The 19565-nt window shown below is 70.0% G+C and carries 18 protein-coding genes, 2 tRNA genes and 2 pseudogenes; 5 read left to right on the top strand and 17 right to left on the bottom strand.

All coding sequences use genetic code 11. From position 1 onward, the window contains the following. Positions 1-9: 9 nt before the first annotated feature. Entirely contained in the window at positions 10-789 is a 780-nt protein-coding gene (locus IF61_RS0119715; protein ID WP_030367771.1) for an NAD(P)H-dependent oxidoreductase, read from the bottom strand. Between the two features lie 139 nt (positions 790-928). Between IF61_RS0119715 and IF61_RS0119710 the strand changes: the two genes are divergently transcribed. After that, positions 929-1786, top strand: coding sequence for a helix-turn-helix transcriptional regulator (locus tag IF61_RS0119710; protein ID WP_030367770.1), 858 nt, complete (start codon positions 929-931; stop codon positions 1784-1786). Positions 1787-1955: 169 nt separating this feature from the next. Here IF61_RS0119710 and IF61_RS0119705 read toward each other — a convergent pair whose 3' ends face one another. Beyond that, a complete protein-coding gene (locus IF61_RS0119705) occupies positions 1956-2822 on the bottom strand; it encodes a LysR substrate-binding domain-containing protein (protein WP_030367769.1) in 867 nt (288 codons plus the stop codon). A gap of 93 nt (positions 2823-2915) precedes the next feature. On the opposite strand from IF61_RS0119705, the gene IF61_RS0119700 reads away from it, so the two are divergent. Further along, entirely contained in the window at positions 2916-3926 is a 1011-nt protein-coding gene (locus IF61_RS0119700; RefSeq protein WP_030367768.1) for a bile acid:sodium symporter family protein, read from the top strand. Here the strand turns inward: IF61_RS0119700 and IF61_RS37040 are convergent. Both IF61_RS37040 and IF61_RS0119690 read right to left on the bottom strand, forming a co-directional pair. Next, positions 3863-6091: an exo-alpha-sialidase gene (locus tag IF61_RS37040; protein ID WP_078660344.1), complete on the bottom strand. Its 2229-nt coding sequence runs from the start codon at positions 6089-6091 to the stop codon at positions 3863-3865. The genes IF61_RS0119700 and IF61_RS37040 overlap by 64 nt on opposite strands. Before the next feature lie 102 nt (positions 6092-6193). Next, a complete protein-coding gene (locus tag IF61_RS0119690) occupies positions 6194-7159 on the bottom strand; it encodes a quinone oxidoreductase family protein (protein ID WP_030367766.1) in 966 nt (321 codons plus the stop codon). 133 nt (positions 7160-7292) lie between these two features. Between IF61_RS0119690 and IF61_RS0119685 the strand changes: the two genes are divergently transcribed. Continuing rightward, the gene (locus tag IF61_RS0119685; protein ID WP_030367765.1) at positions 7293-7754 is read left to right on the top strand and encodes a MarR family winged helix-turn-helix transcriptional regulator; all 462 of its coding nucleotides are present in this window, start codon (positions 7293-7295) and stop codon (positions 7752-7754) included. A 16-nt stretch (positions 7755-7770) separates the two neighbouring features. Here IF61_RS0119685 and fdhD read toward each other — a convergent pair whose 3' ends face one another. After that, a complete protein-coding gene (gene fdhD, locus IF61_RS0119680) occupies positions 7771-8625 on the bottom strand; it encodes a formate dehydrogenase accessory sulfurtransferase FdhD (RefSeq protein ID WP_030367764.1) in 855 nt (284 codons plus the stop codon). Between the two features lie 260 nt (positions 8626-8885). After that, positions 8886-10223, bottom strand: a complete 1338-nt coding sequence (locus tag IF61_RS0119675) for a DUF2254 domain-containing protein (protein ID WP_052392833.1) — start codon at positions 10221-10223, stop codon at positions 8886-8888. Positions 10224-10230: 7 nt separating this feature from the next. On the opposite strand from IF61_RS0119675, the gene IF61_RS0119670 reads away from it, so the two are divergent. Continuing rightward, a tRNA-Leu gene (locus IF61_RS0119670) sits at positions 10231-10318 on the top strand. 198 nt (positions 10319-10516) lie between these two features. On the opposite strand, the gene IF61_RS0119665 is transcribed toward IF61_RS0119670, so the two are convergent. From IF61_RS0119665 to IF61_RS34355, 10 genes and pseudogenes are all read right to left on the bottom strand, one after another. Beyond that, positions 10517-11371: a hypothetical protein gene (locus IF61_RS0119665; RefSeq protein ID WP_030367762.1), complete on the bottom strand. Its 855-nt coding sequence runs from the start codon at positions 11369-11371 to the stop codon at positions 10517-10519. Next, positions 11352-12257 (bottom strand): aldo/keto reductase, encoded by a 906-nt coding sequence (locus IF61_RS0119660; protein WP_030367761.1) that lies wholly within the window; start codon positions 12255-12257, stop codon positions 11352-11354. Before IF61_RS0119660 ends, IF61_RS0119665 begins: the two co-directional genes overlap by 20 nt. Then, a pseudogene (locus tag IF61_RS0119655) lies at positions 12254-12991 on the bottom strand (JmjC domain-containing protein); the annotation flags it as partial. The pseudogene IF61_RS0119655 and the gene IF61_RS0119660, both read right to left, overlap by 4 nt. Positions 12992-13076: 85 nt before the next feature. Next, on the bottom strand, positions 13077-14837 hold the full coding sequence (gene ltrA, locus IF61_RS0119650) for a group II intron reverse transcriptase/maturase (protein ID WP_030367759.1): 1761 nt from the start codon (positions 14835-14837) through the stop codon (positions 13077-13079). A 670-nt stretch (positions 14838-15507) separates the two neighbouring features. Further along, positions 15508-15957 (bottom strand): annotated as a pseudogene (locus tag IF61_RS0119645) (cupin domain-containing protein); the annotation flags it as partial. 14 nt (positions 15958-15971) lie between these two features. Then, on the bottom strand, positions 15972-16109 hold the full coding sequence (locus IF61_RS36335) for a hypothetical protein (protein WP_169748831.1): 138 nt from the start codon (positions 16107-16109) through the stop codon (positions 15972-15974). A gap of 5 nt (positions 16110-16114) precedes the next feature. Then, a complete protein-coding gene (locus tag IF61_RS0119635) occupies positions 16115-16345 on the bottom strand; it encodes a hypothetical protein (protein ID WP_157848631.1) in 231 nt (76 codons plus the stop codon). A gap of 160 nt (positions 16346-16505) precedes the next feature. Beyond that, positions 16506-17339, bottom strand: coding sequence for a helix-turn-helix domain-containing protein (locus IF61_RS0119630; protein WP_030367756.1), 834 nt, complete (start codon positions 17337-17339; stop codon positions 16506-16508). Further along, positions 17336-17851, bottom strand: coding sequence for a DUF6879 family protein (locus IF61_RS0119625; protein WP_030367755.1), 516 nt, complete (start codon positions 17849-17851; stop codon positions 17336-17338). Before IF61_RS0119625 ends, IF61_RS0119630 begins: the two co-directional genes overlap by 4 nt. After that, entirely contained in the window at positions 17835-18044 is a 210-nt protein-coding gene (locus IF61_RS34355) for a hypothetical protein (protein WP_078660343.1), read from the bottom strand. Before IF61_RS34355 ends, IF61_RS0119625 begins: the two co-directional genes overlap by 17 nt. An 834-nt stretch (positions 18045-18878) precedes the next feature. Here IF61_RS34355 and IF61_RS0119615 point away from each other — a divergent pair. Beyond that, positions 18879-18966, top strand: a tRNA-Leu gene (locus tag IF61_RS0119615). A gap of 156 nt (positions 18967-19122) precedes the next feature. Here IF61_RS0119615 and IF61_RS0119610 read toward each other — a convergent pair. After that, positions 19123-19536, bottom strand: coding sequence for a hypothetical protein (locus IF61_RS0119610; protein ID WP_030367754.1), 414 nt, complete (start codon positions 19534-19536; stop codon positions 19123-19125). Positions 19537-19565: the final 29 nt, after the last annotated feature.

The following is a 19565-nucleotide window of genomic DNA, read 5'->3' as shown; positions in this document are numbered from 1 at the left end:
GCGCCGCGGTCAGCCGCGCACGTGCAGTCCGAAACCCGTGCGGCCCACGGGCTCCAGCCCCTCCTTCAGGTGCAGCGAGGGGATCTCGTAGTCGCCGAAGTTCTGCCGCCGGAACGCGATCGGCTCGGTCGACTCCAGGGTCAGCAGGCGCTGCTCCCAGGCCTTGGCGACGTCCGGGTAGTTCTCGTCGGTCATCCGGTCGGTGCCGTACAGCACGAACGGCGGCAGCACCTCGATGCCCGGGTAGTAGAGGATGCCGTGGTGGATCGGGAACAGCAGGTCGTCGATGGGGCCGTTGATCCCGCGAGCGGCGTAATGCGACTCCGGGCCGCCGGCGGTCACCGACAGCAGGGCCTTCCTGCCCGCGAGGGTGCCTTCGCCGAAGCGCTCGCCGTACTTGGTGTCACTGTGCTCGCCGACGCCGTACGCGAAGCGGTAGGTGAACACCCGGTCCACCCAGCCTTTGAGGATCGCGGGCATCGAGTACCACCACAGCGGGAACTGGAAGATGATCGTGTCGGCCCACAGCAGCTTTTCCTGCTCGGCGAGGACGTCCGGGGTGAGCGTCCCGGCGTCGAAGGCCCGGCCCGAGTCCAGGGCGACCTTCAGCGGGCTTGAGGCGTCGGGGCCGTAGTCCGCGGCGTCCACGACCGCCTTCCAGTTCATCGCGTACAGATCGCTCACCCGTACTTCGTGCCCGGCGGCCTCCAATGTGGACACCGCGAGGTCCTTCAGCGAGCTGTTGAGCGACTTCGGCTCCGGGTGGGCGTGGACGATCAGCGTCTTCATGGGAACTCCTTCGGATCGGGTGCCTTCGATCCTGGGCGCCGCGGCGCCCGGCGTTCAGGGGCGCCTCTTCCGTCGGACGGGACTTCCTGGTATTGGCAGGGCCACCTTCACGGGCACCGCCGAGGCCATACTGGGAGGCATGGACGATCTTGCGGGCTTCCTGCGGACCCGGCGTTCCCGGGTCGACCCGGCGACCGCCGGCATCCCCACCGACAGCCGCCGCCGGGTGCAGGGCCTGCGCCGCGAAGAGGTCGCGCACCTGTCCGGAGTCAGCGTCGACTACTACGTACGCCTGGAGCAGGGCCGCGCGACCCAGCCCTCCGAGCAGGTCCTCGACGCGCTCGCCCGCGTCCTCGGCCTGGACGAGACCGAACGCGGTCACCTCTGCCGGCTCGCCCGGCAGCGCCGCCGCCGCGCGAAGGCGCCGGGCGGGCGGGTCCGGCCGGAGCTGCTGCGCGTCCTCGACCTGGTCACCGACGCACCCGCGCTGATCATGAACCACCGCCTGGACGTGCTCGCCGGGAACCGCCTCGCCGGGCTCCTCTACGGGCGGCCGGTGCCGGGCCTGCCGGGCCTGAACACCGCCCGGCACATCTTCCTCGAGGAATCCGAGCGCGGCCTTTACGCGGACTGGGAGACATGCACCCTCGACGTGGTCGGGCACCTGCGCCTGGCCGCCGGAAAATACCCCGAGGACCCGCGCCTGGCCTCGCTCATCGGCGAACTGGCGATGGGCAGCGAGCGCTTCCGCCGCCTCTGGGCCCGCGCGGACGTGCGCGCCCGCACACATGGACGCAAGGCCTACCGGCACCCGCTCGTCGGACTGCTGGAACTGCACGGGGAGAACTTCGCACTACCGGACGAATCGAGCATGGAGCTGCTGGTGCTGTCCGCGGCCCCCGGCAGCCCCGCCGCGGACGGGCTGCGCCTGCTCGCGGCCCTGGGCGCGGACGGCGGTGACGCGCGTCCCGCAGTGAACGCTCAGGTCCGCGAATAATCTGCGAATAATCCACGAGTAGTCCCTGGCATACCGATTGATCCGCGTCATACCGATTGCTCCGCGAGTAGCTCGACGACGCCCATGCGCGGTGAACAGTGGCCCGCGGCCGGGGCGGGCCCGGCGGCCTCTTTGAAGCCGGCGACCCCGTAGCCGGACGCGACCCGCGCTACCCCTGCAGCCGGTCGCCCGCCGCGAGGACCGCCCGGGCCAGCGCCTCCGCCGCCCCCCGCGCCGTACTCCCCGGAGGGGCCCCGTGCAGCAGCACCACGTCGACCTCGCCGAGGTCCGGCAGGCCCGGGCCGGGGGCCAGACGGACCAGGCCCGGCGGGATCATGCCCAGGGTGTGGGCCATGACGCCGAGGCCCGCGCGGGCCGCCGCGACCAGGCCGCTCAGGCTGCCGCTCGTGCAGACCACCCGCCAGGACCGGCCGCTGCGCTCCAGCACCTCCAAGGCCCGCGCCCGGGTCACCGCGGGCGGCGGGAAGGCCACCAGGGGGAGCGGCCGGTGCGGGTCCAGGCGGAGCCGTTCGCCGCCGATCCACACCAGCCGGTCCCGCCACACGAGCCGCCCGTGCGGCTCGCCGTCGGGGTGGCGCTTGACGAGGACGAGGTCCAGCCGCCCCGCGGCCAGCCGCTTCTGCAGGGTCTCCGACAGGTCGACGGTCAGCTCCAGGTCGACTTCGGGGTGCTCGCGGCGGAAGCCCTCCAGGACCTCGGGCAGCCGGGTGAGGACGAAGTCCTCCGACGCCCCGAACCGCAGCCGCCCGCGCAGCCGGGTGCCCGCGAACCAGTGGGCGGCCCGCTCGTTGGCCTCCAGGATCGTACGGGCGAAGCCCAGCATGGCCTCGCCGTCCTCGGTCAGCCGCACGCTGTGCGTGTCGCGGACGAACAGCTGCCGGCCGGCCGCGGCCTCCAGCCGGCGGACCTGCTGGCTCACCGTCGACTGCCGGACCCCCAGACGGCCGGCGGCCCGGGTGAAGCTCAGCGTCTGCGCGACGGCCAGGAACGTACGGAGCTGCACGGGATCGAACACGGCACCAGCGTAGGTCGCTCATCGCCGTTCATGATGACAGTCAGAGCGGCAAACGGGGTTCCGCATAGGCGCTCCGCGCACCAGGCTGGGGCCATGCCGTCGCGCTTCCGCTTCCGCCTCCCCGTCGACCCGTACATAGCGGCCCTCCTGGGCACGGTCGCCCTCGCCGCCCTCCTGCCCGCCAGAGGCCAGGCGGCGACCGTCGCCGGTGGCGCCTCCACCGGCGCCGTGGCGCTCCTGTTCTTTCTCTACGGCGCCCGTCTCTCCACTCGCGAGGCCCTGGACGGCCTGCGCCACTGGCGGCTGCACGCCACGGTCCTCGGCTGCACGTTCGTGCTTTTCCCGCTCCTGGGCCTCGCCGCCCGCGGCCTCGTCCCCGTCGTCCTGACGCCGCAGCTGCACTCCGGGCTGCTGTTCCTGTGCCTCGTGCCCTCGACGATCCAGTCCTCGATCGCCTTCACCTCCATGGCGCGCGGCAACGTGGCGGCAGCGGTGTGCGCGGGCTCGTTCTCCAGCATTGTGGGTATCGCGCTCACTCCCCTCCTTGCCGCACTCCTCCTGGGCAACAGCGGCGGGGGCTTCTCGGCCCGCTCCCTGCTGTCGATCGTGCTGCAGCTCCTCGTGCCGTTCCTCGCGGGCCAGTTGCTGCGCCGCCGTGTGGGCGGGTTCCTCACCCGGCACAAGAAGGTCCTCGGTTACGTGGACCGCGGCTCGATCCTCCTGGTCGTCTACTCGGCCTTCAGCGCGGGCATGGTCCGCGGCATCTGGCACGAGGTCACCCCGCTGCGGCTGCTGGCCCTGCTGGGCGTGGAGGCCGTCCTGCTGGGCCTCATGCTGACGGCCACCACGTACGGCTCGCGGTGGCTCGGCTTCGGCCGCGAGGACCGGCTGGCCATCGTCTTCTGCGGCTCGAAGAAGAGCCTGGCGGCCGGCCTGCCCATGGCGGGCGTCCTCTTCGGGGCCCAGGCGAGCCTGGCCGTGCTGCCGCTGATGCTCTTCCACCAGATGCAGCTGATGGTCGGGGCGGTCCTCGCGAAGCGCTACGGGCGCGAGCCGCTGCCGGAGCCGGGGCCCGCCGCGCCGTCGCTCTCCCGGGCGGCCTGAGCGCTGTCGATGTGATTGACGTGGCTGACGTGGTCGGCGTGGCTGACGTGGTCGGCGTGGTCAACGCGGTCCAGGGGCAGCCACAGCAGCAGATCGCGGGACGGGGCCGGCTCCCCGGGCCGCAGCGACAGCCCCGACAGCCCCGGCTGTCCAGACCGCCCCAGCCGCGCCACTTCGCCGTCCGTCAGCGCCCGCCCGTACACCCGTACGTCGTCCAGCTCCCCGGACAGCCACGCCCGGCCGTCCGGGCGCTGCCCCAGGTGCACCCCGAACGTCGAGTTGCGGCTGACCGTCCCCGGCACGCCGGGCACCGACGAAGCGGCCCCGTCCACGGTGAGGACGATCCTCCCGCCGCCGCGCCGCAGTACGACCCGGTGCCACAGCCCGTCGCTGTACGCGGCCGACCGGACGACCGCCGTACGGGCCGGGCCCGCCCCGGCGACCGCCGTCACCTGCCCGGTCACCCGCCCGCCGGGCGCGACCCGCAGCGCCACCTGGGGCGCGCCCCCCATCCCGCCCATCCACAGCAGCGGCTGCTCGGCCCGCACGGCGGCGGACGGCGGCGGGGTTGCCGACGGTGGGACAGCCGGCGACCGGACAGCCGATGACCGGACAGCCGGCGACCAGGCGTCTGAAGGCCGGGCGGACACCGGCCGGGCGGACATCGGCCCGGCGGCCGACGGCCGGGCGGACAGTGATCCGGCGGCCGTTGCCCTGGCGGCCGGCGACCGGAACCACAGCACCGCGGTGAAGTCCCGCGTCCCCAGCGGGAGGGAGGCCCGGTAGGGCAGCCGCACCGCGTCGTCCACCCCGTCGAAGGCGAGGCCCCCGCCGGAGCGGCCCCGGACCGGGCGCGGGCCTCCCAGGACGTACGCGTCCCGCGCGCCCGGCGCCCGGTCCGGCGTCGTGGGGAGCGGCCCGGAGCGCGGGCCCAGCCACTCCTCGGTGAAGCGGGCGAACCGGATCTCGTCCCGCGCGTTGCCCCGGCCCGCCTCGTACAGCAGCCCGGCCGTACCCGTCCCGCCGTCCACCACGGCCATGTCCGAGTAGCCCGCCCAGTCGGCGGTGACGAGCCTGCCCCGCTCCACGCCCTCCCACGTGCGCCCCTCGTCGTAGGAGGAGCGGATCGTCATCGAGCGCCGCCGGTCGGGGTCGGCGGGCGACGCGAACAGCCAGCGCCCGGGGCGCAGCACGGCCACGGACCCCTGCACCATGGGTGTGTAGAGGTCCGGGACGGCCCGGAACGGCCCGGCGAACTCCGTGCCCCCGTCGGGGCTGACGGCGAAGTCGCGGTTGCCGAGCTCTGTGCCGTCCTGCTCGCGCCCGCCCGCGTACACCGTGCCGTCGGCCCGCTCGGCGAGCGTCAGCTCGGACGGCTTCTGCGCGTACGTGCCGTCCGGGGCGGCCGCATGGGTGTCCACCGCCCCGAGCCGCCAGTGCGCGCCCCCGTCGTCGCTGAGGGCGAGCGCCGCGTGGTTGGCGTGGCCCCGGGTGCCGTCGTGGCTCTCGGCGTTGAGGCCGACGACCAGGCGGCCGCGGTGCGGGCCGTGCGCGAGCTGGATGCCGTGGCCGGGCCCCGTGGCGTACCAGGAGTTCCAGCCGGGCGGGCGCAGCTCCCGCGTCAGGTCCTCCGGCTCCGACCAGTGGGCGCCGTCGTCGTCGCTGTGCTGCACGTGGGGCGTGCGGTCGCACGGCACATCGCAGTTGCCCGCGTCCGGGCGGCCCCGGTTGTCCGTGGTGAGGAGCGTGATCCGGCCGCTGCTCCGGTCCACGACGGGCGCGGGGTTGCCGTGGGTGTCGCCGCGCCCCTCGTCGACCACCTCCAGCGGGCTCCAGGTTCGGCCCCCGTCGGCGGAGCGCTTGACGACGACGTCGATGTCGGTGGCGTCGCCGCAGTTGCCCTTCCGGCCCTCGGCGAAGGCGAGGACGGTGCCGCGGACGGTGGTGACCAGGGCGGGGATGCGGAAGCAGGAGTAGGCGTCCCCGTCGGCCGCCTCCGGCCCGGCCTTGAAGAGGACCCGCTCCTCGAACCCGGTGTCGGTGGCCCGGGCCGGGGGCGGTACGAGGAGGGAGCCTGCGAGACCCGCCAACGCGGCTGCGGCGATCGCGATTCTGAGGGGGCTTCGGGGGGCGGCGGGAGCAGTGCGGACGTGCGGCGGCGCCATGAGGCCGAACGTAGGTCTCGTACGACTGTCACACAAGGAAGACTCGGCCGAAGAGCCCATACGAGTTGGAGTGTGGAGTGCGGGAGGGGCTGCACAAAGGGCTCACGCCGGCCGCAGGACGACCTTGCCCAGGTTGACGCGCCCCTCGATGAGCTCGTGCGCCTTCGCGGCGTCCTCCAGCGGCAGTTCGGCGTGGACGCGCGGCCGCAGCCGCCCGGCGGCGAACAGCTCCCACAGCTCCAGCCGCCACTGTTCCATCAGCTCCGGCTGGTGGCGGGCGATCAGTGCCATCTGGAAGCCGATCGCGGACTTCGCGCCGACGAGCAGGTCGTACGCCTCGATCGTCCCGCCGCCCGAGCTGTACGCGACGAGCCGGCCGCCGGGTGCGAGCGCGGCGACGGCGGGGGAGAGGAGCTCGCCGCCGACCGCGTCCAGGACGATGTCGACCTCGCCGCCCCAGCGGGCCGGGTCCGCGGACTCGCGGGCGAGCTCGTCGTAGGTGACGACGTGGTCCGCGCCCAGTTCGCGCAGGAAGCCGGCCTTGGCCTCGGCGGCCGCGGAGCTGACGGCCGCGACGACCCGGCCGCCGCCGAGCTCCTTGGCGAGCTGCACGGCGAGGTGGCCCGCGCCGCTCGCCGCACCCGTCACCAGGACGGACTCTCCGGGGGCCGGGCGGGCCGCCGCGTACGCCCCGCGGGCCACCAGGCCGCAGCGGACCAGGGCGACGGCGTCCGTGGCGGTCGCGCCCTCGGGCACGGGGGAGGCCATCGCGGCCAGCAGGACGGAGTGGTCGGCGTAGCCGTCGCCGAAGCACAGGCCGGTGACGCGGTCGCCGACCGCGAAGCCGGTGACGTCCGGGCTGGTCGCCACGACCTCTCCGGCGACCTCGCCGCCCAGGCCCGCGGGCAGCGGGAGCCCGCCGCCGCGCACCTTCCGCACGACGGGGAGCGTGACGCCGACGGCCTCGGTGCGCACGAGCAGCTCGCCGGGGCCGGGGGCGGGGACGTCGGTCTCCTCCAGGCGCAGGACCTCGGGGCCACCGTTCTCGTAATAGCGGACACGGCGCATGGGGCGCACCTCCAGGGTGTCGTTGGTTGCCCCAACAGTTTTCGTTGGGAGCTCCAACGATAGGCGGATCTTCGTTGGGGTGTCCAACGTTTTTTGTTGGGGATCCCAACGGGTATGTCGGTAGGGTCGCACCATGACCGAGCCCCACGAGCCCGCGCTCGACCGCATCCGCGCCCTCCCCAGCTGGCTCCTCAACCGCGCCGCCGGGCGCGGCCGGCGCCTGCTCGGCGAGGCGTTCGCCCATGAGGGCCTGCGCATGCCGCACCACGCCGTCCTGGCCGCCGTCGCCGACATCGGCCCCGTCGCCCAGGCGGCCCTGGGCCGCGAGACCGGCTTCGACCCCAAGGACATGGTCGGCATCCTCAACGACCTCCAGCGGGCGCGGCTCGTCACCCGCACCCCCGACCCCGACGACCGCCGCAAGAACGTCATCGCCCTCACCGCCGAGGGCCGAAGCTGCCTGGGGAGGCTCGCGCAACTGGGCGACGAGGCCAACCGGGCCCTGCTCGCGGCGCTCACCCCCGCCGAGCGGGAACAGTTCGTCGCGCTGCTCGCCCGCGTGGCGGAGGAACGGGAGGAGGGGCCGGTGGCCTGACGGCGCCGACGGAACGTCAGCCGGACGCCGGACGCGCCTCCTCCAGGACGATCCGCTGCTCGCCCGCGTACACGTTCATCGACGCCCCGCGCAGGAAGCCCACCAGCGTCAGCCCCGTCTCCGCGGCCAGGTCCACCGCCAGCGACGACGGCGCCGACACCGCCGCCAGCACCGGGATCCCGGCCATCACCGCCTTCTGCGCCAGCTCGAACGAGGCCCGCCCGGAGACCAGCAGCACCGACCCCGCCAGCGGCAGCATCCCCTGCTGGAGGGCCCGCCCGACGAGCTTGTCGACCGCGTTGTGCCGCCCCACGTCCTCGCGCACGTCCAGCAGCTCGCCGTCCGCCGTGAACAGCGCGGCCGCGTGCAGCCCGCCCGTGCGGTCGAAGACGCGCTGTGCCTCCCGCAGCCGATCGGGGAGGGAGGCCAGCAGAGCGGGTTCGAGCCGCATCGGGGCCGGCCCGTCGGACAGGGCGTGGCGCGCGGTCGTCCGTACGGCGTCCAGGCTCGCCTTCCCGCACAGCCCGCACGAGGACGTCGTGTAGACGTTGCGCTCCAGCGTGATGTCGGGCACCGGGACGCCGGGCGCGAGCCGCACGTCGACGACGTTGTACGTGTTCCCGCCGTCGTCCGTCGCTCCGGCGCAGTAGACGATGTTGGCGACCTCGTCCGCCGCGCCCAGCACGCCCTCGCTGACGAGGAACCCCGCCGCGAGCGCGAAGTCGTCGCCCGGCGTGCGCATGGTGACGGCGAGCGGCTTGCCGTTCAGCCGGATCTCCATCGGTTCCTCGGTCACCAGCGTGTCCGGACGGGCGCCGACGGCCCCGTCCCGGATGCGGATGACGCGGCGTCGTGCGGTGACCCGTCCCATGAGCTGATACGTCCCGGTGATCGTGGGGTTCCTGGATGCCCCATTGTCCCCGGCGGCTCGGACGCGCCGGCGCCCGCCCGGTCATTCCCCGGCGCCGGTGAAGGACGCGGCCGCGCACGCTTCCCTCCGTCGCGGCGGTGACCGCCCACGACGGTGGAATCCGGCGGTGCTGTACGCACCCGCGCCGTACGCACACCGTGCCGTACGACACCGCGCCGTACGCACCCTGTGCCGGATCCACCGGTCCGAACCGGCTGGGGCTAGCCGATCCCCTGCCGGTCCGGGAGCAGGGCGAATTCCCGGTCCGCCCCGTCCGGCACCGCCCGCGTCACGGCCTGCTCCAGCAGCGCTCGGTGCCGCTCCAGCGGCGGGCGGCGCCCGGCGGGGGCCAGGTGCCACAGGTCGTCCAGGGCCGCCGCCAGCCGCCGGGTCACCTGCGGGCTGCCGGTCGCGCAGCCGCGGATCTCCGCGAACCCCAGGTCGACCAGGTCCGCCCACCCGGGCACGTCCTGCACCAGCCGCACGGCGCCCCGGCGGTCGCAGTGGTGCAGCGCCCCGAGGGGCCGCCGGGCGAGGGCCGCGAGGAACTGGGTGATCCGGTCCAGGCACTGCACGGCCGTCGTCGGATCGTTCACGGCGGGCGACAGGGCCCGCTGGGCGATGTCCGACAGCTGCCGCAGCCCGAAGCCCGGATCCTGGTGGAACGTGCGCTCCACGCCGACGGACACCGTGTACCGCAGCGCCCGCGGCGCCGGCGCGGCCCCGCCGTGCACCGCGAACACCGGCGTCCCCGGCACCACGAAGTCCCCGATCCGCGGGATCAGCCGCAGCACGACCCCGTGCCGCCGCGCCACCCGCACCAGCCGCGCGATGTGCACGTCGCGCAGCACCCCGGCCCGCCCGCTGTGCACGACCTCCGCGCCGGGCCCTGCCAGCGCCGGCCGCTCGTCGTCGGGAACGCCGTACCTGCCCAGCACCCGGAACGACTCCCGCGTGATCCGGTCGATCACATGGCTCACCCGCATCAGCCGCAGCGTGGCGTTCACGTACGCGATGAACAGTCCCAGGCTCACCATCACCAGCAGGACGCACACGATGCTGGAGAACACCGGGACCGTAGTGACCGTGCGCGGATCCTCGTTCCCCTCGTACGACGCCTGCACCAGCAGGGCGAACAGGAACGTAGCCAGGAAGACGGCGAACGTGCACTTGGTGATCCGGCTGCGCACGTACAGCCGCACCACGCGCGGGGAGAACTGCCCGCTGGCCATCTGCAGCGCGACCAGGGAGATCGAGAACACCACGCCGATGAAGGTCAGCATCGCCGAGCCGACGGTCGTGATGATCGTCTTGGTGTCGTCGGCGATCCCGATCAGCGACTCGACCGTCCCGTAGTCCCCGTCCTGCTTCAGGGCCCCGATGACCAACTGGTCCAGCTCCAGCACTCCGGCGGCCAGTCCCGCCGCCCCGAGGAGCCCCACGGTGGGCGCGAACCAGAACGTGTCCCTCAAGTGCTCCCGCAAAGGCGACAGGGGCCGTGGCCGCCGCCGGCCGCTCCCGGCCGCCTCAGCCGTCCAGGTTTGCCCCGTATTGCCCAAACACCTAGTCCGGGTGGCGGAATGGCAGACGCGCTAGCTTGAGGTGCTAGTGCCCTTTATCGGGCGTGGGGGTTCAAGTCCCCCCTCGGACACCAGTAGAAACCCCAGTTGACCTGGGGTTTTTCTGTTTCTCCAGCGGTGGCGTGACCAGACCTCTACCGGGTTCTCGTGGGCGCCCAGATCGTTCGTGATCTTCGATGCCCGCCAGTAGCGTCACGGTCATTGCCAAGGCCCTGGGGATCTCGCGCGCTCTTGTACCGGCACATCGGTGAAAGTGGCGCACAGGGGCGCAGTCATGCGCTCACCTCGGAGTGCACCGGGACGGGCGGGTGCACTCCAGTGAGGGCTTCCGCGCGGGCGACAAGGTGGGGCGCAAGGTCCGGATACCAACCACGGGCTACGGCTTGCAGCATCTCTGCCAATGCGGCGAGTTCGCCGATTCGGCCGGCGGGGGTGCCGAGAACCGCCGCGAACTCCGTTCGAATGCGGTCGGCAACGTCCGGCACGAGCAGGCTATTGGCGTGGAGGAGCCCCGCGTCGTAGCCGAAGGGCACGAGTCCCCACCGCTCCCAGTCCAGCAGGCACAGGGGTGCTTCGGTGAGGTTGCCCCAGTGCAGGTCGCCGTGACCTGTCACCCGCTCCACCGTGGTGGGGGCCGGGACGCCGAGGAACTGGGGGAAGGCCCGTTCGATCCACCCGTCTCGGACGGTCACCTTCACTCCCTCCGCTTCAGCGAGCAGGGCAAGGGCTTGCCGGAGGTCCGCCCACCACTCGTCAGGAAACCCGGGGTCGTGCTCGATGTCGGCCCGGTCCGGGGACACCACGGGTTGCGTGAGGTAGTCGAGGACTTCGACCTCGAAAGCCCACTCGCCGTCAGTCCAGTCGTGCACCCCGTGCAGGCGGGGGCGCGGGACACTTTCAGGTACCAGCTCAGAGGCACCGACGATGCCCTCCCCCCACTTCCTGCCCGCGTTCCTCTTCGCCGTCCGGCTCACCCGTAGCCACCGGTCCCCCGCTCGACGCCCGAGGGTCACACCGAGGAAGCCCCATGCCGGCGGCCCCGTGCACGTGAGACCCAGTGCCTTGGCCACCCGGTCGTGGGCAGCCTCCATCAGGGTCTGTACCTCCTTATTCACCGGCGAGTTCATCCGTCACCCTCCTGAGTTCCTGGGCCGTCAGAGGCGCAGCCAGAGCCTTGGCCGCATCGTCCCAGTGCTCGCGGGTGCTCGCGGAAGTCAGGACGACATCGAGGCCAGGACACGAGCCGGCGGCCAGCAGGGCAGCGGCTGCGGCCGACAGGCCGGGGCGGATGAGGTTCACCAATCCGGGTGTCATGGCATCAAGAAGTTCGCCCCCGTGCAGGGGCGCGGAGCCGAACGTGATCAGCCCCGCGTCCTCCGCCTGCACCAGCGGACCGCCGCCGTTCAGGGCTTGCGTGATCGGGGCATCCATGATGAGGCTGACGGGCATCTGCAACCCCGTGAAGTGATGCCCGGAGGAACCCGCCGCCTGCCGGGCGAGCGCGAGCAACTCGAGGATGCTGAACGCTCCGGAGGCCAGGCCCGACCAGGTGGCGACGCCGTAACCGCCGATCCTGCCCGCATGGGCAACCTCCTCCAGCGCCGTGAAGGCTTCCCGCACACGCCCGTGCAGAGCCGCACGGTCGAGGCCGTGCCCGTGGTGCTCAGGGTTGTGCACGAACACCAGGTCCACGCGCCCGAGTGCGGCCAACGAGCGCTCCGTCTGCCAGCGGACGAAGCTCCGTTCAAGGCTGTGCCTACCGGCCGCCTCGCCTTGGCTGAGCACGCCGTCAGCCAGGGCGCTGCGCCCTTGTTCCGCCGTGAAGAACCCTGTCTTCGTGGCTACTCGAACGGTCGGGTACTCCCCGAGAACTGGGCGCAGTTCCTCATGCGCCCGGCCATGGGCATAGTTGGGGGCCGTGTCCACCCAGGGGCTACCGGCAGCCAGGGCGCTGCGTGCCGCCTGACTGACGGCACGCACGCGGTATGTTCCCAGGGAGAGCGCGGCGGTCACAGCGCCGTCCCCACTACTGCGACGGCATGGCCGTCGATGAGGGCGGAGACCAGTTCGGCCACCTCCTCGACCTCCAGCCCGGCGGAGTCGGCCATCTCGCCCAGTGTGGTCGGCTGGTTGGTCAGCAACGTGCCCAGCGCGGGCGCGGCGGACTCGGCGAAGTCCCACGCGGTACCGGCCGCCGAGAAGGTGACCGTGCCCTGTTCGCGGTTCGCCGTCAGGCGACCCCTCGGAGCCGTGAGCTTGACCGTGATCTCCCCCCGTGCGGGGAGCCCGTCCACGTACGGCAGGGACGGGATCGCGTGGCCCAGGTCAGTCGTGTCGATCGACTCCGCCCATCGCTCCACGAGGCGCGGGTCCGCCATCATGTCGGCCACCTCACGGCGCACGGTGTCGATGAAGTCCGACTGTTCCGCCAGCGAGCCGAAGCGCGGAATGTCCCTGCGCAACGCGAGGGACGCCCGGAGCTGATCGACAACCCATAGCATCAGGTCAGCGCCCGTGTGCGGGACCGTGCCGAACGTGAGGTGAAGGGATTCCGTCCCCTGGTCAGCGGTGACCGAGTGCCACCAGCCGCGCGGCAGGTAGAGCACGTCACCCGGGGACAGAACGAGGTCCGCCACCGGGTCGCCCTCCGGCTCCTCCGGCGACTCCACGTCCCGGAAGGCGGGCGCCTCACGGGTCATCCCCCACAGGCGCCACCGCTTCGATCCGTGCAGTTGGACCACCACGAGTCGGGTAGGCCCTCCGCATTGCTGCGGAGGAGCCCCCCTCAGAACCGGACGTGCACCTCTCGGCGCATCCGGCTCAAGCAGGTCCCTAGGACCGCGCATGATTGACCTCCAGGGGTCCGCGCTTCTTGTCTCCGGCGTGATGGCTCCGGTGACAGTCAGCGTGGATGAGCATGAGATTGGACGGCTTGTCGCTGCCGCCGAGTGATCGGTAGACCAGGTGGTGCCTGTTGAGGGTGCGGTGCACGGCCTTGAACCAGTCCGCCCATTCGCGAACGGATTCGGGCTCGTATCCCGCTCCCGCGATCAGGTCCAGCCCGCAGAGCGGGCACAACCCCTTTTGCTTGGCGGCGAGGTTGACGTTGAGCTTTCCGTCAGCCTCCGGATGCCTGCGCTTGCGAGTTCGAGCGGCCCAGTATTCGTCCAGGCTCGGGTCATCCTTGGATGAGGTGCCCTTGACTGGGATGTGCCTTTGAATTCTGGTCCAGGCGAACTTGTGCAGGATTCGCCCGCTGTCGCGGTCTCCGAATACCCAGTGGTCGTTCCGTCCAGGGTGGAGACGTCCGAAGTACCGTTCCTTGACCCAGGTCCGGCGCTTCCTCGGGTGCCTCCGCAGGGCCCACCGCCACGTCCTGTGCCACACGAAGTGGTCCAGGTCCGTGAAGGTCTCCTTGGCTACCGCGCCGCGATAGTAGGTGGCCCAGCCCTTGATCAAGGGGTTGAGTCGCTGGATGAGTGCGTCCTGTGTCGGACTGCTCTCAATCACCAGACGGATCTTTTCCTTGACCTTTTCCACCGCCTTGGCGCTCGGCTTGATGAGCGTCTTCGGGCCGTACTTCCTCACGTTGAAGCCGAGGAAGTCGAAGCCATCCGCCAGTTGGACAATGCGTGTCTTCTCTGGGTGGATGGTCAGCCCGCGAGGCTCAAGCCATTGCGCCAGTTGCTCCCGCGCCCATTCGGCCTCGTTCTTCGACGTGCAGAACACGGCGAAGTCGTCGGCGTACCGGACCAGGAGCGGCACCTTGTCCCTCTGCGATTTCGCGTGAGAGTCAAGGTCACCGATGGCGGCTCCCATGCCGTGCAGCGCAATGTTCAGGAGGAGCGGACTGATGACGCCGCCTTGAGGAGTTCCTTCCTCTGTCGGCGCGAACCGTCCGTTCTCCATCACACCGGCCTTCAACCATCGCCGGATCGCCGCCGCAGCGGGGAATCCGTCAATGGTCTCCATCAGACGGTCGTGGTTGACCCTGTCGAAGGCCGCCGCCAGGTCGGCGTCGAGGACCCACGTGCGGCGAGCTGTGCTGCGCGCTGTGAGCCGGAAAATCTTCTCGATCGCGTCGTGACAGCTGCGGCCGGGGCGAAAGCCGTAGCTCTTCCCCTCGAACCGCGCCTCCCATTCAGGCTCCAGGGCGTTCTTGACCCTGGCCTGTTGCGCCCGGTCCCGAATCGTCGGGATGCCGAGCGGGCGGGTCTTCCCGTCCGCCTTCGGAATGTGCACTCGCCGTACCGGCTTGGCGTCGGCTGCGGGTTCGTCGGCGAGTGTCCTCGCCAACCTCCCCCGGTCCGCCGGCTCCAGCGCCCTGAGCCCGTCCACTCCGGGAGTACGGCACCCTGCGCTCAGCTGGGTCACGCGGCGAACGCTCACAAGGATGTTCGCCCGCGACCTGAGCATGAGCTTCTGGAGATTACGGACCTTCTTGAGGTCCCCATCTTGCGCGGCCTTGAAGATCCGCTGCCTCATCCGCCGTACGTCTCGCTCCGCCTTGCCCCAGTCGATGCTGTGCCAGGCTTCGGCGTCGTCCAGCTCCTCGTTCAGCGCAGGCAGCGCCACGTCGGCTACTGCTTCCATGTCGCCTCCTTCGTTGTCCAACTCGGCTACTGGTTATGGCTTTTGAGACTTCGTGTCCTCAAGGACCCACCAGACCCGCGTGGGCTCCCTTTCGAGCCCGGCCACTTGGACCGGTATCCGCCGGGTTATGCGCAGCGGCTGAGGTGCCGAACTCTGCGTGTTCCCCTGGGCTTTCGCCCCAGCGGCATTCGCTTCTCGGGTCTTCCTGTTCCCGCAGGAGAGTTCTGCTCCGGTTACCCTCGGCTTACCGCAGCGCATCCGCTGCGGACTCCTACGGGGTTTCGCTGTTCCACTCTTTCCAGATGCGACCTGCGAGGACGTCCCCTTTACCCCGGACCCGGTGGTGATCGTGCCGACCGGACGACGACCCGGACGGCCACTTTGGGCTTTGCAACCCGGTGGGCCATTAACCGCCGATTGCTTGCCATGACGCGGTTTGACGATGACGAGGCTTCATCAGGGATTCACTTGTATTCGTCCGTCAGATCTTCTCCCCGCCCTGTGGCTTCACCATGGCTCGGTGCTGCCCTTGAGGCTTTCCGGGAGGCTTCTTCCCCCGCTGTTACCAGCGAAGTTCGCTCCCTGGGAGACCGGCTACGTGATCACTTAGCCGGAGCGACGGGCCACCTCAGCCCGCCGCCACTGGGCAGAGCAGCTTTCAGCTCGCACCATCATGGTCGTCCCAGTGCCGGCCGAAGCCTTCCCTCTCCGTCCACGAGGCGTACACGTTGGCCTGCACGGAAGTCCCGAGGAAGCGCGCCAGCCCCTCGGCAGCCGCCCCCACGGCGGGGTGGATCTTCTCCAGCGCATCGAGGACCAGCGACGCCCCGTCTCTGAGCTGGGCGTGGAAGTCGGACGGTTGGATACGGGACCAGGTGACCGCACGGCGGTTCGTGGTCGGGATCGCGTAGCGGTGCAGCGGGACCATCTCGCCGTCAGCCGACAGGCGCAGCCGGGGCGGCTCCAGTCGCTGGGTGGCGATGATCCGGTTCAGGTCGTCCCAGGAGAACAGGCCCGCCGTGTCGGCAACTCCGGGGAAGTGCGCGTAGGAGCGGTGGTACGTCTGGGCGAGGAACCTGTCCCCGCCCAGACGCCCCGCCCACGTGGCTGCATCAGGCAACGTGGGCGCTCCTGTCAGTCGTTGCCGTCGGAACGGCCACTGCTGACGTCAGACTCCTGCTCGGCGCGGGTGCGTGCGGCCACGATCTTCCGCTTTGCGACGAGCAGGCCACCCCCCTCGGGGGCAACCGAAGTGGTGTTCTCTTCCACCATCGGACCTACCTCTCTCTTCTCGGGAACTCCCGCCGGGAATCCGGCAGGAAGCAAAGGGACAGCGGCGAGCGCGGCGGCAACCGGATCGCAAGGGTTCCGGCGAGAATCAGGACCAGGGCGCCGAGGAGCATGGCCAGGTAGAGCGGCCCGTTGCGTGGGTTCACCTTCACCGTGCGCACCGGACCGTACGTCCGGCCACCGGCGTACGACACCCGCAGAGTCATGCGCCCGGTCATGAGCGCACACCACCATCAGGGCCGAACGTCCGCCGGTAATCCAGCAACCGGCCCCGGCCGCCGCGGACTCTCTTCTCATTTCGCTCGGTCGCCGCCATGGAGGAAATCATTGACCCGGAAAACGGCGGCTGTGTAGTTCTTTCCCGTCATGGACTAAAGATCATGAACGGCAAGCGGCGGACCACTCCGCCAACAAGGCTCGTGCTTCCTTCCCGAACAAGGCATAACCCTCCAGCGTGGAGAACAGCTCCAGATGCATTTCGATGTCTCTTGGATCCCTCAGGATCACAACACCGGTCGTGTTCTCCACAGTGGCCAGCGTGTTGTCATAGATGGTGAAGGTGTCCATCGGAGCCATGGGCTTGTATCCCGTGATAGGGATTACACCGAGCTTCACGTTCGTAAGGTGGGTTAGCGAGGCCAGTCGGTCGATCTGCATCGCCATCGCGGCCGGGGACAGGAGCGGCCACCTCGCAGCCTGCTCAGTCAAGATGAAGGTAAAATGCTTCTTTGTGTCGTAAAGAACTTCCTGCCGCTCCAGCTTCCTCGCGATCGTCTTAGTGACATCGGCCGGTGAATGGGCGAGGCTAGCCCGGATGTACTCAGGGGTGGACAGCAGTCCTGTAATCATCGAGAGCAGGAAGAAGCGGAACTCCGTAGACGAGGATTCAAGGGCCGCAAGTTCAGTCTGCTTCTTCTCCAGGCCCCTACGCCTCAGCGAGCGCAGGTCTTGCCATTCGGTGTTGGCCAGCCTCGCGAGGGCGATGACCTCCTCGATGGCCTCGGGCGGCGCCACGACGGCCCGGAGGATTCTTTCCAGGTCCAGCAGACTCGGCTGAGCTTTCTCATTCTCGATCCGACTGATCTTCGATTGGGACATGTTGCAACGCCGAGCGAGCCGATCCCCAGTGAGGCCGGCTCGCTTGCGTAGTTCTTTCAGCAGGGCAGCAAGTTCCTGTTTCGGCTGCCCGAGCTGTTGAGGATCGAACGTCACTCGCTGCTCACGTACTCCAGGAACGGCACGGATTCGGCAACGGCAATCCGTTTCCATTGCCGGTACGGCTCCGGGTCGCCCTCGTACAGTTCCCGGTTGATCTGCGTCCCGTCTCCCCGGTAGTTCATCAGGACCACTTTGGACTCATCGAACATCCAGAAATCCTGGTCCGGCAGCCCGGGGTTCTCCCGGTCGGTGAGGTCGATAATGCGGATGTCCTCGCCCGCCTTCACGTGGTGCCGGTAGTAGTACTCGAACTCGAACCGAAGGTAGTCGGAGAGCGGGCGGGTCACGACGTGTACCCTGCCGACGCCCTTTCCTTCCGAGGCCCACTGCCGGACCTCATCCATCCAGGCCGACGTGTAATCGTCCGGAGAATTATCCCCGGCGAGGAAGCGCTTCAGCTTCTCCGCTTCCTGGGGCATGGTGTAGACGGGAAGCGTTTCCAGCCGCCACGCCTCACGCTCCATGGAATCGAAGCAGTCATTCCACGCGTCACCATCCAAGTGCACGGATTGCCTCCCTGAGAACCGCCTCCGGGATTTCCACAAGCCCTTCACCCGCGGGCGGGGTGAAGGCGTCGGACACGCCGCCCTGCACCACGAACGATCCGGTCGCCGTGCGATACACGTTCGGGCAGTCCTTCTCTCCGCACTCGCCGTTGCCGTTGCCCGTGAGCCGGGTGAGAGCCGAATGTTCGGACATGTCAAACCCCCTTGCTCAGGCCCCGTTTGGGTCGCCTGCCCAACGACAGTAGAGGGGGTGACGCTACGCGTCTATGCGTGAACGCGACTATGCGTGTCCTTGCATAAACAGGTCCCGACCGCCCCAGCCCACCCCCGGTACGTGGTCACGTACGCCGTGCAGACCGGGCGTAGCCCCGTGGCGACGTCCGGGAAGCCTGACCAGGGACGGAAGTCTCCGAGGAGGGTTGGTCACGTGTCCAACGCATGACCAACAGGGGCCCGAGAGGGCCTGAAGCAGAAGGAAGAACAGGAGAAACGCCCGCCGAAGGAGTCCCGGGCGTCATTCCTCAGCACCCACCCATGCTCCGGCGAGTACGCCTCGGCCCATTGCTGAGCGTGATGCTGTTGGCTGCCGATGCGGGCAGCTCGGCGTCTTCGAGGAAGCGGGGGGTCGGCTCAGCTGTCCCAGCTCTTCCGCGGTTGCGTCGAAGTAGTGCAGCGGTGGGTCGCTTTCCATCCCTGCCATACCCTTACCGGCCAGCTGCGTGACCTTGGTCACGACTGCCTCCGGTCAGGTTGATCGAGATTCGGCCGATGCTTCCAGTCCACTGCCGGTGGTCGTGCCGCGCAACCTCGGCTCTTCGGGGTCGTGAAGGCCGCCGCGATCAAGGTGAACCGCTGCGGCGCCTCGTTCTGGTTCGGGGTCACCGGCACCCGGTGGACGGGCACTTCGAAGGTCCGTTCCGTCCTGCCGTCCCACGGTGCCCGGATCGCCTCCTTCTCTCCTCCGTGAACGCCGGCCTGTCGCGAGTGGTGGCGGGCGAAGAGGGCATGGGGTGGGCCGTAACACCTAGTCCGGGTGGCGGAATGGCAGACGCGCTAGCTTGAGGTGCTAGTGCCCTTTATCGGGCGTGGGGGTTCAAGTCCCCCCTCGGACACCAGTAAGGTCAGACGAAACCCCTGCTCAGCGGGGGTTTTTCTGTTTTCTCGGACTGGCTCAGCGGTGAATGTGACCAGTAGCGTGACCAGTACGTTTTTAAACTTTCCGCGACCGGCGGCGTGACCAACCACGTGACCGGGCCGGACGCGGTTCTTGCTCAGGCTGCCAGCATCGGCAGGCTGCTCGGCCCGTTCGGAGCGCGCCCTGCAAGGCTGATCCGGCGGGAGGCCGGAGCGACTCCGGCAAGGCCGATCCGGCTGGCGCTCACCAGACCCTCAGGGCGCAGAACGGCACCGTTCTTCCGCACGTAGGTGGTGACCGCACCCCGGGACTTGTAGCCCTCCTTGCCCGGGATCACCCACCGGCCATCCAGCGTCACCACGCTGTACCGCTCCGTTGCCGGGCAGTACACGGAGTACGCCACCGCACGGAGCGTCAGGTCCCGCCCCTGGAGATGCGGGTACAGCTCAGCGTCCGAGCCGATGATCAGCGCAGCGTTCGTCAGCCCGTGCCCCTCCATGGCGTTCTGGGCGGGAGTCGTGACCAGGCCGCCCCTCATGATGACGTCCATCGAATGCCCCTTCCCCTTGTCGTCCCTCA

Origin of the sequence: Streptomyces roseoverticillatus (assembly GCF_000719265.1) — a bacterium.
Classification (GTDB): domain Bacteria; phylum Actinomycetota; class Actinomycetes; order Streptomycetales; family Streptomycetaceae; genus Streptomyces; species Streptomyces roseoverticillatus.
Note: the sequence above shows the minus strand (reverse complement) of the source record. Positions and strands in the feature narration are given on the sequence as shown.